Annotated in this window: 12 protein-coding genes; 7 read left to right on the top strand and 5 right to left on the bottom strand. The window is 69.8% G+C overall.

Annotation, left to right across the window (positions count from 1 at the left end; genetic code table 11):
* Positions 1 to 33: 33 nt before the first annotated feature.
* Complete coding sequence (locus ACWGH4_RS05285; protein WP_453455817.1) at positions 34 to 528, bottom strand: LURP-one-related/scramblase family protein; 495 nt, start codon at positions 526 to 528, stop codon at positions 34 to 36.
* Between the two features lie 80 nt (positions 529 to 608).
* Between ACWGH4_RS05285 and ACWGH4_RS05280 the strand changes: the two genes are divergently transcribed.
* The 3 genes from ACWGH4_RS05280 to ACWGH4_RS05270 all read left to right on the top strand — a co-directional run bounded on the left by ACWGH4_RS05280 (position 609) and on the right by ACWGH4_RS05270 (position 4,335).
* Positions 609 to 1,565, top strand: a complete 957-nt coding sequence (locus ACWGH4_RS05280) for a recombinase family protein (protein WP_453455814.1) — start codon at positions 609 to 611, stop codon at positions 1,563 to 1,565.
* Positions 1,566 to 1,608: 43 nt separating this feature from the next.
* Positions 1,609 to 2,310 carry a zinc ribbon domain-containing protein gene (locus ACWGH4_RS05275; protein ID WP_453455812.1) on the top strand — a complete coding sequence of 234 codons (702 nt, stop codon included), beginning with the start codon at positions 1,609 to 1,611 and terminating at the stop codon, positions 2,308 to 2,310.
* A 231-nt stretch (positions 2,311 to 2,541) separates the two neighbouring features.
* Positions 2,542 to 4,335, top strand: coding sequence for an NHL domain-containing thioredoxin family protein (locus tag ACWGH4_RS05270; RefSeq protein ID WP_453455809.1), 1,794 nt, complete (start codon positions 2,542 to 2,544; stop codon positions 4,333 to 4,335).
* Positions 4,336 to 4,440: 105 nt separating this feature from the next.
* On the opposite strand, the gene ACWGH4_RS05265 is transcribed toward ACWGH4_RS05270, so the two are convergent.
* The 3 genes from ACWGH4_RS05265 to ACWGH4_RS05255 all read right to left on the bottom strand — a co-directional run bounded on the left by ACWGH4_RS05265 (position 4,441) and on the right by ACWGH4_RS05255 (position 8,248).
* Complete coding sequence (locus tag ACWGH4_RS05265) at positions 4,441 to 4,740, bottom strand: hypothetical protein (protein ID WP_453455807.1); 300 nt, start codon at positions 4,738 to 4,740, stop codon at positions 4,441 to 4,443.
* Between the two features lie 196 nt (positions 4,741 to 4,936).
* Positions 4,937 to 6,232 carry a M18 family aminopeptidase gene (locus ACWGH4_RS05260; RefSeq protein WP_453455804.1) on the bottom strand — a complete coding sequence of 432 codons (1,296 nt, stop codon included), beginning with the start codon at positions 6,230 to 6,232 and terminating at the stop codon, positions 4,937 to 4,939.
* 189 nt (positions 6,233 to 6,421) lie between these two features.
* Positions 6,422 to 8,248 (bottom strand): acyl-CoA dehydrogenase, encoded by a 1,827-nt coding sequence (locus ACWGH4_RS05255; protein ID WP_453455801.1) that lies wholly within the window; start codon positions 8,246 to 8,248, stop codon positions 6,422 to 6,424.
* Between the two features lie 132 nt (positions 8,249 to 8,380).
* Here ACWGH4_RS05255 and ACWGH4_RS05250 point away from each other — a divergent pair, with 132 nt between their 5' ends.
* From ACWGH4_RS05250 to ACWGH4_RS05240, 3 genes are all read left to right on the top strand, one after another.
* A complete protein-coding gene (locus tag ACWGH4_RS05250) occupies positions 8,381 to 8,833 on the top strand; it encodes an SseB family protein (RefSeq protein WP_005314710.1) in 453 nt (150 codons plus the stop codon).
* A gap of 143 nt (positions 8,834 to 8,976) precedes the next feature.
* A complete protein-coding gene (locus ACWGH4_RS05245; protein WP_441263408.1) occupies positions 8,977 to 9,933 on the top strand; it encodes a pirin family protein in 957 nt (318 codons plus the stop codon).
* Positions 9,934 to 10,092: 159 nt separating this feature from the next.
* Entirely contained in the window at positions 10,093 to 11,160 is a 1,068-nt protein-coding gene (locus ACWGH4_RS05240; RefSeq protein WP_453455855.1) for an AI-2E family transporter, read from the top strand.
* Here the strand turns inward: ACWGH4_RS05240 and ACWGH4_RS05235 are convergent.
* Positions 11,088 to 13,214, bottom strand: a complete 2,127-nt coding sequence (locus ACWGH4_RS05235) for an ATP-binding SpoIIE family protein phosphatase (RefSeq protein WP_453455798.1) — start codon at positions 13,212 to 13,214, stop codon at positions 11,088 to 11,090. The two genes, ACWGH4_RS05240 and ACWGH4_RS05235, sit on opposite strands and share 73 nt — an antisense overlap.
* Positions 13,215 to 13,353: 139 nt before the next feature.
* On the opposite strand from ACWGH4_RS05235, the gene aspS reads away from it, so the two are divergent.
* Positions 13,354 to 15,126 carry an aspartate--tRNA ligase gene (gene aspS, locus ACWGH4_RS05230; RefSeq protein WP_453455795.1) on the top strand — a complete coding sequence of 591 codons (1,773 nt, stop codon included), beginning with the start codon at positions 13,354 to 13,356 and terminating at the stop codon, positions 15,124 to 15,126.
* Positions 15,127 to 15,245: the final 119 nt, after the last annotated feature.

Raw genomic sequence — 15,245 nt, 5'->3', positions numbered from 1 at the left:
TCGAGTCAGGGCCCGCTCCGGGGCGGGCCCTCCTCAGCGGTCCTCCCGCTCCTTCTCCGCCATCCGGATCACACACACCGCCACCGCGATCAGCAGGGCCGCGTCGGCGTCCTCCCGTACGACGTCCACCCCGTACGTGTCACGCAGCGTCAGCCACCGCCGCGAGACGTGGGCAAGGAGCTCCCCCTCGTACTCGACCGCGAACTCCCGGTCGAGGATCCGCCCGCTGACGTCCAGTTCGGTGCCTTCGGCCAGCGTCACCCGGTAGTGGTTGCGCAGCAGTGACATCCGCTTCCTGCGCACGGTGGCCAGCGTCCCGCCGTCCCGTTCGATCGTCATCGCGTCCCGGACGCTGAACACCCGCCGGCGCAGAGTGATCAGCACCCGCCCGTCCGGGTCCTTGATCTCCAGGGTGTCCCGCAGCCGCATGGCCTTCCCGTCGACCAGGAAGGCGTGCCGCCCGTGCTCGTCATCGATCCAGTAGTCGTCGCCGATCGCGAAGATCCTGTCCCGCACCAGATATTTCATGGCGGAATGAGTACCCCCGCGAGGGCTGCGGGACGGGGGTACGGCTGCACGTGCACGCGTTCGGGTGCCGTGGGCGGGCCGTGACCGGTCACGGTCCACCCGGCCGGCAGGGCGGCTGGCTCAATACGGGCGGGAAAGGCCTCACCCGCGCCGACCTGCGAGGACGCATTACCGTCCTTGCTTCTAAGAGCTGGACAACAGGGCACCGAACTCTTTGTCACACTGTGTGTGTGCACCAAGACACGTTCTGTGATCTGTACCTCCGGCTGTCCCTCGATCGGGACGGCAAGACCGCAATCGAACGGCAGGAAGCCGATTGCCGTGCCTGGGCCGAACACAGCGGACTGACCGTTCGAAAGGTCCACATAGACAGAGGGCGCTCCGGCTACAAGACCGTTGAGCGCAAGGGCTTCGACGCAGCCTTGGCGGCAGTCACGGCAGGCGTGGTCGGCACGCTGATCGTCTGGAAGTTGGACCGTCTTTCCCGCAAGGGCATCGGCCAGGTCGGCAAGGTGCTGGATGACATCGAGAAGGCCGGCGGTCGTCTCGTCTCAGTCGTGGACGGTCTCGACACCTCGAACGAGTCGGCGCGTACGGTCGTCGCCATGCTCGCTGAGCTCGCCCGGTCCGAGTCGAAGACTCTCGGCACACGTGTCGGGCACGCGAAGCGCTACCTCCGCAGCAAGGGGCAGTGGATCGGCGGACAGCCTCCGTACGGGCTGCTCGTCGATCCGAAGACCAAGAACCTCGTCCACGACCCGGAGCACGCCGTCTACGCCCGTCTGATCGCGGATGAAGCACTCACCGGAACGGCGTTGGTCAAGATCGCCCGACTCCTCAACGAGTACGAAATCCTGTCGCCGAGGGGTGGCCAGTGGAACGCGGCCAGCATCATGCAGATCCTGCGGTCCCCGTCTTTCGCCGGCCTGATGCCGGAGACCGAGATCGTCGAGACGGACGACGGCGAGCGGAAGTACACGGGCAGGGTCTTTCCGTACCGCGATCCAGAGACGCTCGCACACGGTCGGGATCGGTGAGGGGATCATCACGGTCGGAGAGCGCGAACTGATCCTCCGCGCAATGGAATCCAGGACCTTCGTGCAAGCGGGAAAGCGGCGTCCGAAGCCTGAGGGGACGGCGCTGCTCACAGGACTCGTCTACTGCGCTGTTCCTGGCTGCGGTCGCCGGATGCACCGCGTGGGCGGCAGCTATCAGTGCATGGCACGCCGTGCGGGCAACCAGTGCATCGGAGCGTCGGCGCTGGCTGAGGCCGTGGACAACTACGTAAGCGAACAGTTCCTCACCAAGCTCCCGGCACTCGGACCGGACGATCCGCTGACTCTCGCGATCGCGGATCGCTGGGTGCACCGTGTGGACCCGGAGAACTTCGCGAGGCGTGATGCGCTTACTGCGGAGGTCCAGGACGAGGAAGCTCGGCTGGCTGACCTGGAGGACGCCCGTTACGTGCGTGGCGAGTTCAGCGGCGCCGCAGCCGTGGAGCGCTACAACCGCCTTTCAGAGCGTCTGAGGGGGCGCATCCAGGGGCTTCGCACCGATCTCCGCAAGCTGCCCGTGCCGTCCGTGGACGTGTCGCCGATGCTCGATGGTCCCACCTTGCGCGAGGCGTGGGCCGATGCAACGAACGAAGACCGGCGCGACCGGCTGTCGCTGGCCATAGACCGAGTTGAAGTGAGCAAGGGAATACGCGGACGGCGGATCGTCCCGGAGCAGCGCATCCAGATCCATTGGGCGAGGGTGGCGGGCACCGATACCGCCACCTGAGGACCACGGCAAGCGCCCCGTTGCCGACAGCGGTCAGGCGTGACGAAGTGCACGTGGAAGTTCCGATGCGCTGCCCATTGCGGCGTCGGCCCGGTCCGGAGCTTGCCCCGAAGTGCAGCAAGCGCGCGCAGCGCCCCCAAGCGGCCCGGCCCGGCGACTGCGATCAATACAGCCGGGCCGGGCCTTCGTACTGGTGGCCGCCCTCTCGTCCAGGGATGGCACCCTTGTCGCATGAACGCTGCCTCTCCCGCCCCGCGTCGTGCCCGTGTCCGTGCCCCTGAGCTGATCGGCAAGGGTGGTTGGCTCAACACGGGTGGCAAGAGCCTGAGGCTGGCGGACCTGCGGGGTAAGTGCGTTGTTGTTGATTTCTGGACGTTCTGCTGCATCAACTGCCTGCACGTCCTCGACGAGCTGCGCGAGCTCGAGGAGAAGCACCGCGACACCGTCGTGATCATCGGGGTGCACTCGCCGAAGTTCGTGCACGAGGCGGAGCACCAGGCCGTCGTGGACGCCGTCGAGCGCTACCAGGTGCACCACCCCGTCCTCGACGACCCCGAGCTCGCCACCTGGAAGCAGTACGCGGTGCGCGCGTGGCCGACGCTCGTCGTCATCGACCCCGAGGGGTACGTCGTCGCGCAGCACGCCGGCGAGGGGCACGCGCACGCCATCGAGAAGCTGGTCGAGGAGCTCGAGGCGGAGCACGCGGCGAAGGGCACGCTGCGCCGCGGCGACGGCCCCTACGTCGCTCCGGAACCCGTCGCCACCGACCTGCGCTTCCCCGGCAAGGCCCTGCTGCTGCCCAGCGGGAACCTCCTCGTCTCCGACTCCACCCGGCACCAGCTGGTCGAGATGGAAGCGGACGGCGAGACCGTCGTGCGCCGCATCGGCGACGGCGAGTTCAACGAGCCGCAGGGGCTCGCCCTGCTGCCGGACGGGCGGGTCGCCGTCGCCGACACCGTCAACCACGCCATCCGCGCCTACGACCCGGCGACCGGCGCGATCGAGCTGCTCGCCGGGACCGGGAAGCAGTGGTGGCAGGGCTCACCGACCTCCGGGCCGGCGCTCGAGGTGGCCCTCTCCTCCCCCTGGGACGTGGCCTGGTGGGAGGGCCGGCTGTGGATCGCCATGGCCGGGGTGCACCAGCTGTGGACGTACGACCCCGAGCAGGGCACGGTCCAGGTCGCTGCGGGCACCACCAACGAGGGCCTGGTCGACGGGCCCGCCGCGGAGGCCTGGTTCGCCCAGCCCTCCGGGCTCGCGGCCACCGAGGACAGGCTGTGGATCGCCGACTCGGAGACGTCCGCGGTCCGCTGGATCGACCGGGACCTTCACGTCCACACCGCCGTCGGCACCGGACTCTTCGACTTCGGGCACCGTGACGGCGACGCCGGACAGGCGCTGCTCCAGCACCCGCTGGGAGTCACCGCGCTGCCCGACGGATCCGTCGCCGTGAGCGACACCTACAACCACGCGCTGCGCCGCTTCGATCCCGCGACCGGCGAGGTGACCACGCTCGCGACGGATCTGCGCGAGCCCAGCGGGGCCGTGCTGGCCGGCGAGGACATCGTGGTCGTGGAGTCGGCCAGGCACCGGCTGACCCGGCTGCGGCTGCCCGACGAGGCGGTACGGGTGGAATCGGTCGCGCACCGCACGCAGCGTGCGGCGACCGACGTCGCGCCGGGCACGCTCCGGCTGGACGTGGTCTTCGAGGCCCCGGCCGGCCAGAAGCTGGACACCCGGTACGGGCCTTCGGCGCGGCTGCTGGTCTCCTCGACCCCGCCGGGGCTGCTGCGCGCGGGCGAGGGCGCGGGGACGGACCTGAGCCGTGAGCTGGACATCGATCCGGCCGTCGGGGAGGGCGTGCTGCATGTCTCCGCGATGGCGGCGTCGTGCGACGACGACCCGGCGAACGAGTATCCGGCCTGCCACGTCCACCAGCAGGACTGGGGCGTTCCGGTGCGGGTCACGGCCGAGGGCGCGACCCGGCTGCCGCTCGTGCTGGCGGGGATGGACCGGGCCGAGTAGGACCGGACGGGCCGCGACCGGGCCGAGCGACCGGCCCGGCAGGAACAGGCTCAGCCGGACGGACTCAGCAGGAACAGGCCGGCGGTGAAGGGGACGCGGGGGCGGTCAGCGCGCCTTGGCCGCCTCTTCGAGGCCCCGCATCAGGTCGTCCTTGTTCATGCACGGCTGGACCTCGATTTTCGCCCCGAGCTCATGGAAGAGCGGCTCGAGGAGGAGGGGCAGCTGGGCGCTGTCCTTCATGTCGAACACGATGATGCAGGAGCGGCAGCCCTGGTGCGGGCCGAAGTAGGCGGCCTCCGGCTCGAGCCTGCCGAGGATGCGGCCCCAGATCTCCTGGATCCGTGCCGGGTCGGTCAGCTCGTTGGTCTGCTTCGTGTCCATGACGGCCCGCAGCATCATCCTCATGGCGGTAGCTCCGATCGTGTCGTGCCGAGTGGGCCCCCCTTGCCGCACTCAGCGTCGACCGCCCCGGAGGTGGCGGCAACATCTTCTACGCCGCTCCGGTGGGACCGGGCGCCGCAGGAACAGGCCCTTGGCGAGGGCTTCCGTCACCGCCGCGGCAGGCCACGACCCCGGGTGGGGCCGCGGCCGGCTGCCGTGCTCAGCCCTCGAGGAACGCGGCGAGCGCGTTCGCGAGCAGGTACGGGTCGTCCGCGCCGCACAGTTCACGGGCGCTGTGCATCGACAGGATGGCGACGCCGATGTCGACGGTGTGGATACCGTGCCGGGCCGCCGTGATGGGGCCGATGGTGGTGCCGCACGGCATCGCGTTGTTCGAGACGAACGTCTGCCACGGCACGCCGGCCTTCTCGCAGGCCGCGGCGAAGTGGGCCCTGCCCTGGCCGTCGGTGGCGTACCGCTGGTTGACGTTGACCTTGAGGATGGGGCCGCCGTTGGCGCGCGGGTGGTGCGTCGGGTCGTGCCGCTCGCCGTAGTTGGGGTGGACGGCGTGGCCGGTGTCGGACGACAGGCAGACCGTTCCCGCGAAGGCGCGCGCCCGGTCCTCGAAGCTGCCGCCGCGGGCGAACACCGAGCGTTCCAGGACCGACCCGAGCAGCGGGCCGTCGGCTCCGGTGTCCGACTGGGAGCCGTTCTCCTCGTGGTCGAAGGCGGCGAGGACGGGGATGAAGGGCAGCTCGGCGGAGGTCGCGACCGCGGCCAGGGCGGCCGTTCCGGCGTGCACGGAGACGAGGTTGTCCATCCGGGGGCCGGCGACCAGTTCGCGGTCGCGTCCCAGATAGGCGGGCGGTTCGACGGAGTGGGCCATCAGGTCCCATCCGGTGACCTCGCCCTGGGGGATGCCGGACTCCGCCTCGAGGAAGCGGATCAGATCGCCTTCCTCGACGTCGCCGAGCCCCCAGATCGGCTGCATGTGGCGCTGCCGGTCGAGCTTGAGGCCGTCGGTGTTGACGGAGCGGTCGAGGTGGACCGCGAGCTGCGGTACACGCAGCAGTGGCCGGTCGATGTTGACCAGCCGGTGGGACCCGTCGCGCAGCGTGAGCCGGCCGGCCAGCCCGAGGTCGCGGTCGAGCCAGGTGTTGAGGAGGGTGCCGCCGTAGATCTCGACGGCGACCTGCCGCCAGCCGTACGCGCCGGTGTCGGGCAGGGGCTTGACCCGCAGGTTCGGCGAGTCGGTGTGTGCGCCGACGATGCGGAACGGGGTGTGGGCCGAGGCGCCTTCCGGCACGTACCAGGCGATGAGGGCCCCGCCGCGCAGTACGTACTTGCCGCCGGTGGTCCCCTCCCAGGCGTCCGTCTCGAGGACCTGCCGGAAGCCGGCCTTCTCGAGCCGTTCGGCAGCCGCGGCGACCGCGTGGTACGGCGTGGGTGCTGCCGTGAGGAAGGACATGAGGTCGTCGGTGTGGCCGCGATCGAAGCGGGCAGGTTCGCTGCTCATGGGTTCACCTTAACGAGGGGGTAAGTTGCCCGTTCGTCCATCTGTGACACCTGGTCCACAGGGTGCCGGCGACGGCTGGAAACGGTTGCCGTGACGGTCCGGCGGGGCACGGGCCAGGGTACCGAGGGGACGCGGCAGGGCCGCCGTCCGAGGAGTCGGACGGCGGCCCTGTGACGGTCTGACGGGAGCCTAGAAGGCGGCCTCGTCGAGGTCCATCAGCGAACCGTCGACGGTCTCGGCGAGCGCGCGCTCGACGGAGACGCCCGGGAGGACGTTGGCCGCGAAGAACTTCGCCGCCGCGATCTTGCCCTGGTAGAACGGCACGTCCTTGGCGGAGGCGGTCTCGAGCTTCTCGGCGGCGACGGCCGCGCCGCGCAGCAGCAGGTAGGCGACGACCACGTCGCCGGAGGCCATCAGCAGGCGGGTGGTGTTGAGGCCCACCTTGTAGATGTTCTTGACGTCCTCGCCGGTGGCGATGAGGTCGTTCGTCATGGTGCCGACGATCGCCTCGAGGTCCACGGCGGCCTTGGCCAGCGCGTCGCGGGCGGCGGCCAGCTCCTCGCCGCCGGTGCCGACCGCGAGGAACTTCTTGATCTCCTCGGAGAGGGCGTTCAGCGCCTGGCCCTGGTCGCGGACGATCTTCCGGAAGAAGTAGTCCTGGCCCTGGATGGCGGTGGTGCCCTCGTAGAGGGTGTCGATCTTGGCGTCGCGGATGTACTGCTCGACCGGGTACTCCTGGAGGTAGCCGGAGCCGCCGAAGGTCTGCAGCGACTGGGCCAGCTGCTCGTAGGACTTCTCCGAGCCGTAGCCCTTGACGATGGGCAGGAGCAGGTCGTTGAGCGCGACCAGCGCCTTGGTGTCCTCGCCCGCGGTCTCCTTGACGGCGATCTCGTCCTGGATGGAGGCGGTGTACAGCACGAGGGCGCGCATGCCCTCGGCGTACGCCTTCTGCGTCATCAGGGAGCGGCGCACGTCGGGGTGGTGCGTGATGGTGACCTTGGGGGCGGTCTTGTCCGCGAAGTTCTTGAGGTCCGGACCCTGGACGCGCTCCTTGGCGTACTCGAGCGCGTTGAGGTAGCCGGTGGACAGGGTGGCGATGGCCTTCGTGCCGACCATCATCCGGGCGAACTCGATGATCATGAACATCTGGCGGATGCCGTCGTGCTTGTCGCCGATCAGCCAGCCCTTGGCGGGGTGCTGGTCGCCGAACGTCATCTCGCAGGTGTTGGAGGCCTTGAGGCCCATCTTGTGCTCGACGTTCGTCGCGTAGACGCCGTTGCGCTCGCCCAGCTCGCCGGTCTCCCAGTCGAAGTGGTACTTGGGCACGAGGAAGAGGGAGAGGCCCTTGGTGCCCGGACCGGCACCCTCGGGGCGGGCGAGGACGTAGTGGAGGATGTTCTCCTCCATGTCGTGCTCACCGGAGGTGATGAAGCGCTTCACGCCCTCGATGTGCCAGGAGCCGTCCTCCTGCTGGATCGCCTTGGTGCGGCCGGCGCCGACGTCCGAGCCGGCGTCCGGCTCGGTGAGGACCATGGTGGAGCCCCAGCGCTTCTCGACGGCTATCTCGGCGATCTTCTTCTGTGCCTCGTTGCCCTCGTCGAAGAGGACGCCGGCGAAGGCGGGGCCGGAGGAGTACATCCAGACGGCCGGGTTCGAGCCGAGCAGCAGCTCCGCGTAGGACCAGATCAGGGAGCGGGGCGAGGTGGTGCCGCCGATCTCCTCGGGCAGGCCCAGACGCCAGTACTCGGAGTCCATGAAGGCCTTGTAGCTCTTCTTGAAGCTCTCGGGGACCGGGGCGGTGTTGGTCGCGGGGTCGAACACCGGCGGGTTGCGGTCGGCGTCCGCGAAGGACTCGGCGAGCTCGTTCTCCGCGAGGCGGGCGATCTCTTCGAGGATCGACTTGGCGGTGTCGACGTCCATCTCCGCGAACGGGCCGGTGCCGTACAGCTTGTCGCGCCCGAGGACCTCGAAGAGGTTGAACTCGATGTCGCGGAGATTCGACTTGTAGTGCCCCATGGCGACGGCTCCGTAAAGATCGGAAGTCTGGATTTCGCATCCACGTACCAGCAAGTAGCTACGATGATGCTACCCGTCGGTAATAAGATGCAACCCCTATCGGGGCAACTGTGACTCGTTACTCTTGCGGGCATGTACGGCTACGACCAGACCCCGGGCGCTCAACAGCAGCAGTACGTGCCTCAGCAGCCCTCCTACGGGGAGCAGCCGCTGTACCCCGAGCCGTCGCCGCCGTCACTGGCCGACGCGGTGCGGGCCTTCACGACGGGGTCGATGGCGGCCGAGGACTTCCAGCAGATCTTCGCGACGTCGAAGGTCTACTGCCCGCGCGGCGACAACCCGGGGTTCTTGGCCCTGCACAACACGCAGCAGCCGGTGATCCCGATGTTCACCTCGCTCAAGGAGTTGCGCCGGTACGCCGGCAAGGAGTCGAAGTACTTCGTGATCACGGGGGCCGAGGTGATCGACCTGCTGCCGACGGGCTACGGCTTCGTGCTGGACATGGAGGGTGACCACCGGATGGTCTTCGACGCGAAGGCCGTCGAGCAGATGGTCGACTTCGCCATGCGGCGGATGTACGGATAACCGTCGCCGCGCCATGCCGGCGGCCCGCTGCCGGCCTCGCGTCCTGTTTCCGCGCCCGGGAGGAATTCCTCCCGGGCGTTCTCCGTTTGTGGTGGCAAGAAGTTCATCGTTCAACTAAAGTCGTCGCACAAGGAGGTCCCGCCATGCCTGCAGTGACTGTCGAGAACCCGATCACCCTGCCGCGCGTCGCCGCGCCCGCCGAGGCGCTGCCGCGGCCCGTGCTCGCCGTGACCACGGCCCCGAGCGGCTTCGAGGGGGAGGGATTCCCGGTGCGACGCGCGTTCGCCGGGATCAACTACCAGTACCTCGACCCGTTCATCATGATGGACCAGATGGGCGAGGTGGAGTACGCGCCCGGTGAGCCGAAGGGCACGCCCTGGCACCCGCACCGCGGCTTCGAGACGGTCACGTACCTGCTCGACGGAACCTTCGTGCACCAGGACAGCAACGGTGGCGGCGGAACCATCCAGAACGGCGACACGCAGTGGATGACGGCCGGCAGCGGCCTGCTCCACATCGAGGCCCCGCCGGAGGAGCTGGTGGTGTCGGGAGGGCTGTTCCACGGCCTCCAGCTGTGGGTGAACCTGCCCGCGCGCGACAAGATGATGGACCCGCGCTACCAGGACATCCGTGGCGGTCATGTGCGCCTGCTGACCTCCCCCGACGGCGGCGCCCTGCTCCGGGTGATCGCCGGCGAGCTCGGCGGTCACGAGGGCCCGGGCATCACGCACACCCCCATCACCATGGTCCACGCGACTCTGGCGCCGGGTGCCGAGATCACCCTGCCGTGGCGCGAGGACTTCAACGGCCTCGCGTACGTCCTCGCGGGCCGCGGCGCGGTCGGACAGGAACTGCGGCCCGTGCGGAAGGGGCAGACGGCCGTCTTCGGCGAGGGCGGATCGCTGACCGTGCGTGCGGACGAGTCGCAGGACTCGAACACGCCCGACCTGGAGATCGTGCTGCTCGGCGGGCAGCCGATCAGGGAGCCGATGGCGCACTACGGCCCCTTCGTGATGAACACCCAGGACGAGCTGCGGCAGGCCTTCGAGGACTTCCAGCGGGGCCGTCTCGGAACCGTTCCCGCGGTCCACGGCATGTAGTCGCTCCCTGCCGCTCTTGCGGGCGGCGGGCACGAGGTCGACGACCCCGCCGTCCGTTTGACGGGGCGTCACCCGTGCGGACCGGGTGGGCGGGACGGGTGCGGGCGGCCGTGGTCGGGTGGGGCTGTGCCCGAGTCGAAGCCGCTGCTGCCGGAGCCCATGAAGCGCCTCGCCGCCTGGTGCGTCGTCGCACTGCTCGTCACCGGGGTCGCGGCCGTCGGGATCTGGCTCGTCGTCAGGTTCCAGACGGCCGTGACGCCGGTGCTCCTCGCCCTGCTCGGGACGGCGCTGCTGGGACCGCTGTACCGGCGGCTGGTCCGGATGAAGGTGCAGCAGTCGCTGGCCGCGGGACTCACCTGTGTCGCCGTGGTGGCCGTGGTCGGCGGCGCGGTCTACATCGTCGTCAGCGCGCTGATCGAGACCGGCGACCAGATCGTCGCCTCGCTGCGGCAGGCCGCCTCCGACCTCTCCCGGCACTTCGGAGCCGCCGGGACCTCGCTCGACGACCTGGCCTCGAATGCCAGGGAACTCCTCGGCAAGTTCGGCGGAACGGCGGCCTCCGGTGTGATCTCCGGCCTGAGCGTGGTCAGTGAGATGATCGCGATCGCCGTCCTGGCGCTGCTGCTGATCTTCTTCTTCCTGCGGGACTCCGACCGGGCCGTCGGAGCGCTGCGCTCCGTCGCGCCGGGCGACGCCGGCGAACTCGTGGAGGCCATCGGGCGCCGCGCCTTCCGCGGTGTGGAGGGCTTCATGCGGGGGACGACGTTCATCGCGCTGATCGACGCCGTGTGCATCACGCTCGGGCTGTTGATCCTGCGGGTGCCCGGCGCCGTCGGACTCGGGGCGCTGGTCTTCGTGGGCTCCTACATCCCCTATCTCGGGGCGTTCATCTCCGGCGCGGTCGCCGTCCTGGTCGCTCTCGCCGACCGGGGGTTCGTGATCGCGCTGTGGGCGCTCGGGGTGGTTCTGGCCGTACAGGTGCTGGAGGGACATGTGCTCCAGCCGATGATCCAGAGCCGTACGGTCCATATGCATCCCGCGGTCGTACTGCTGGCGATCACGGCGGGCGCCAGCCTCGCGGGCATCCTCGGGATGCTGCTCTCCGTGCCCGTGACCGCCGCGGTGTTCGGCGCCGTGCGCGAACTCCGGACGCGTTACGGCGCCGGGGGCGAGGAGCCCGGCGGGACCGGTCCGTCGCCCGGTGCGGCCGGCGCGCCCGGCTCGTAGAGCTCGAACCAGATCGACTTGCCCTCGCCCCTCGGGTCCACGCCCCAGTTGTCCGCCAGCATCTGCATCAGCAGCAGCCCGCGTCCCGAGGAGGCCATCTCGCCGGGCCGGCGGCGGTGGGGCAACTCGTCGCTGGTGTCGGTGACCTCCACGCGCAGACGCCGTTTCGGGGGGCGGTGTGCCACTTCGGCGACGATGAGCGCGTCGCCGTCGGTGTGGACGAGCACGTTCGTGACCATCTCCGAGACCATCAGGACCGCGGAGTCGACCTGTTCCGTGTCCTCCCAGTCGTGGAGCAGTTCGCGCAGATGGCGCCGGGCCGCCGCGATCCGCTCCGGCTGCGCCTGGGCGACGGCCATCGCGGTACGGCGCGGGGCCCGGCGGGACGGCTGTCCCTCCCGGCACAGCAGCACCAGCGCGATGTCGTCCTCGCGCCGGTCGGCGAGCGGACCGGTCGTGTAGTGGGACGACGGCCCGTGCACGGCCTGCACCAGGTTGTCGGCGAGGTCCTCCAGCGAACTGCCGGAGTGCTCCTCCAGGACGCCGCGCAGTCTGGCCCAGCCGGTGTCGAGGTCGTGCCCGCCGGTCTCGACGAGGCCGTCCGTGCAGATCATCAGCGTCTCGCCCGGCTCCAGGACGAACCGGGTCGTCGGGTAGTCGGAGTCCGGGTCGATGCCCAGCGGCAGCCCGCCCTCCGTGGGGCGCAGCAGCACCGTGCCGTCAGAGGTCCGCACGGCCGGCTCCGGATGCCCGGCCCGGGCGATCTCGACCAGGCCGGTGGGCGGGTCGACCTCCAGATAGAGGCAGGTCGCGAAGCGGGGGCTCGAGTAGTCGCCCTCCGCGTAGGTGTCGGTGATGCCGTGCAGGAAGCGGGAGGCGCGTGAGAGGACGGCGTCGGGCCGGTGGCCCTCGGAGGCGTACGCGCGCAGGGCGATCCGCAGCTGGCCCATCAGCCCGGCGGCCCGTACGTCGTGTCCCTGGACGTCCCCGATGACCAGGGCGGTGCGCCCGGAGGGCAGCGGAATCATGTCGTACCAGTCGCCGCCGACCTGAAGGCCGCCGCCGGTCGGCACGTACCGTGCGGCCACCGCCATGCCCGGGATCTCCGGGCCGAGCTGGGGCATCATCGAGCGCTGCAGCCCGAGGGAGAGCTCGCGCTCGGTCTCGGCGACCTCGGCGCGTGCCAGCGCCTGGGCGAGCATCCGGGCGACCGTGGTGAGGACGGAGCGCTCGTCGGGTGTGAAGGCGACCGGATGGCGGAAGGCCGCCATCCAGGCGCCCATGGTCCGGCCGGCGACGATCAGGGGCAGGAACGCCCAGGACCGGCGGCCGAAGCGCTGGGCGAGGGGCCAGGTGACGGGGTAGCGACGGCGGTAGTCGCCGGGGGTCGGCAGATAGACGGCCCGCCCCGTCCGAACCACTTCGGCGGCCGGGTAGTCGGTGTCGAGCGGCAGGTCCGTGAACGGTTGCTCGTCCTCCGCGCTGTGCCCGTGGTGGCCGGTGATCGTCAGATGGTCGCCGGCCACGCCGAAGACCGCCAGGCCGTCCGGTGAGAAGCCGGGCATGGACAGGGAGGAGGCGACCCGCAGCACCTCGGCCGTGGACCGGGCCTCCGCGAGGGCGCGGCCCGCGTCCAGCAGGAACGCCTCACGGTGGCGCCGCCAGTCACCGGTGACCGGTGTCTTGGCGGCCGTCGTGCCCGGGTGGGGCTCCGCCACCTCCTGGAGGGTGCCGACCAGCAGGTAGCCCTCGCCCTCCGCGCGCGCCTTTGTGCGGCTGCGGACGGTGCGCAGCACCCGTCCGGTCCCGTCCACGACCCGGAGCCTCGCCTCGGCGAGGGTGCCCTCGGCGACCGCCATGGAGATGACGCCGTTGATCTCGCCCCAGTCGACGGGGTGGAAGCGGGCGCGTACGGCGGACGCGGGGACATCACCTGCCCCGGCGGCGAGTTCGATCAGCCTGGCGGCCTCGGCATCGAGGGTGACCGTGCCGGACGCGGTGTCCCATCGCCACACGCCGGTCGCGATCGCGGCGAGAACATCCTCCGTGCCCATTGGTTCACTTTATTCCGATCATCACGGTTATGACGCGCGGGGAGACTGTCGCGTCTATGTCAATGGGCGGCAGTGAGGCCGGGCGGTAACCTTGCAACGGTTGTGCCCACCCCGAATCGCTAAGACTGGATGAACGACGATGCATCGGTACAGGTCCCACACCTGCGGCGAGCTCCGCGCCTCTGACGTCGGAGCCGACGTCCGGCTGAGCGGCTGGCTGCACAATCGCCGAGACCTGGGTGGCATCCTCTTCATCGATCTGCGCGACCACTACGGCATCACGCAGCTCGTCGCCCGGCCCGGCACGAAGGCCGCGGAGGTGCTCGACAAGCTCACCAAGGAGACGGTGATCCGCGTCGACGGCAAGGTCGTCTCCCGCGGCGCCGAGAACGTCAACCCGGACCTCCCCACCGGTGAGGTCGAGGTCGAGGCCGCCGAGGTCGAGGTCCTCGGTGCCGCCAAGCAGCTTCCGTTCACCGTCAACACCGACGACGGTGTGAACGAGGAGCGCCGGCTCGAGTACCGCTTCCTCGACCTGCGCCGTGAGCGCATGCACCGCAACATCATGCTGCGCACCGCCGTCATCTCCGCCATCCGGCACAAGATGACCGCGCTCGGCTTCAACGAGATGGCCACCCCGATCCTCGCCGCGACGTCCCCCGAGGGCGCCCGCGACTTCGTGGTGCCGTCCCGCCTCAACCCGGGCAAGTTCTACGCGCTGCCGCAGGCCCCGCAGCAGTTCAAGCAGCTGCTGATGATCTCCGGCTTCGACCGCTACTTCCAGATCGCGCCGTGCTTCCGCGACGAGGACGCCCGCGCCGACCGCTCGCCCGGCGAGTTCTACCAGCTCGACGTCGAGATGAGCTTCGTCGAGCAGGAGGACGTCTTCCAGCCGATCGAGAAGCTGATGACGGAGCTCTTCGAGGAGTTCGGCGGCGGCCGCCACGTCACCTCTCCCTTCCCGCGCATCCCGTTCCGCGAGGCGATGCTGAAGTACGGCTCCGACAAGCCGGACCTGCGCGCCAAGCTGGAGCTCGTCGACATCTCCGACGTCTTCGCGGGCTCGGAGTTCAAGGCCTTCGCCGGCAAGCACGTCCGCGCCCTGGCCGTGCCGGACACCGCCGACCAGCCCCGCAAGTTCTTCGACGGCCTCGGCGACTACGCCGTCGAGCAGGGCGCCAAGGGCCTCGCCTGGGTGCGTGTCGGCAACGACGGAGCCCTGAGCGGCCCCATCGCCAAGTTCCTCACCGAGGAGAACGTCAAGGTCCTCACGGAGCGCCTGGGCCTCGCCGCCGGCCACGCGGTCTTCTTCGGCGCCGGCGACTTCGACGAGGTCTCGAAGATCATGGGCGCCGTCCGCGTCGAGGCCGCCAAGCGCGCCGGCCACTTCGAGGAGAACGTCTTCCGCTTCTGCTGGATCGTCGACTTCCCGATGTACGAGCGGGACGAGGACACCGGCAAGATCGACTTCTCGCACAACCCGTTCTCGATGCCGCAGGGCGGCCTCGAGGCCCTGGAGACCAAGGACCCGCTGGACATCCTCGGCTGGCAGTACGACATCGTCTGCAACGGCGTCGAGCTGTCCTCCGGCGCGATCCGGAACCACGAGCCCGAGATCATGTTCAAGGCGTTCGAGATCGCGGGCTACTCCCGTGAGACCGTCGAGCACGAGTTCGCCGGCATGCTCCGCGCCTTCGAGTACGGCGCCCCGCCGCACGGCGGCATCGCCCCCGGTATCGACCGCATCGTGATGCTGCTGGCCGACGAGCCCAACATCCGAGAGACGATCGCGTTCCCGCTCAACGGCAACGCGCAGGACCTGCTGATGGGCGCGCCCACCGAGCTCGACGAGGCCCGTCTGCGCGAGCTGAACATCCAGCTGCGCAAGCCGGTCGCCAAGTCCGGCGAGTAGCACGGCACGAGCACCGCACGGAGAAGGGCCCCGGAACCATCGAGTTCCGGGGCCGGTCTTCCTGCCCGGAGGCCACCGGACCGGGACGCCTCCGCGTGCAACTGGTGGGGAACACCGAC

Source organism: Streptomyces sp. NPDC054847 (assembly GCF_053610925.1).
This window is presented reverse-complemented; position numbering and strand designations above follow the sequence as displayed.

Coding starts and splice junctions, on each gene's coding strand:
- ACWGH4_RS05270 (WP_453455809.1), top strand. CDS start 2,542: ATGAACGCTGCCTCTCCCGCCCCGCGTCGTGCCCGTGTCCGTGCCCCT.
- ACWGH4_RS05240 (WP_453455855.1), top strand. CDS start 10,093: ATGAAGCGCCTCGCCGCCTGGTGCGTCGTCGCACTGCTCGTCACCGGG.
- aspS (WP_453455795.1), top strand. CDS start 13,354: ATGCATCGGTACAGGTCCCACACCTGCGGCGAGCTCCGCGCCTCTGAC.
- ACWGH4_RS05235 (WP_453455798.1), bottom strand. CDS start 13,214: ATGGGCACGGAGGATGTTCTCGCCGCGATCGCGACCGGCGTGTGGCGA.
- ACWGH4_RS05255 (WP_453455801.1), bottom strand. CDS start 8,248: ATGGGGCACTACAAGTCGAATCTCCGCGACATCGAGTTCAACCTCTTC.
- ACWGH4_RS05260 (WP_453455804.1), bottom strand. CDS start 6,232: ATGAGCAGCGAACCTGCCCGCTTCGATCGCGGCCACACCGACGACCTC.
- ACWGH4_RS05275 (WP_453455812.1), top strand. CDS start 1,609: ATGGAATCCAGGACCTTCGTGCAAGCGGGAAAGCGGCGTCCGAAGCCT.
- ACWGH4_RS05245 (WP_441263408.1), top strand. CDS start 8,977: ATGCCTGCAGTGACTGTCGAGAACCCGATCACCCTGCCGCGCGTCGCC.
- ACWGH4_RS05285 (WP_453455817.1), bottom strand. CDS start 528: ATGAAATATCTGGTGCGGGACAGGATCTTCGCGATCGGCGACGACTAC.
- ACWGH4_RS05265 (WP_453455807.1), bottom strand. CDS start 4,740: ATGAGGATGATGCTGCGGGCCGTCATGGACACGAAGCAGACCAACGAG.
- ACWGH4_RS05250 (WP_005314710.1), top strand. CDS start 8,381: ATGTACGGCTACGACCAGACCCCGGGCGCTCAACAGCAGCAGTACGTG.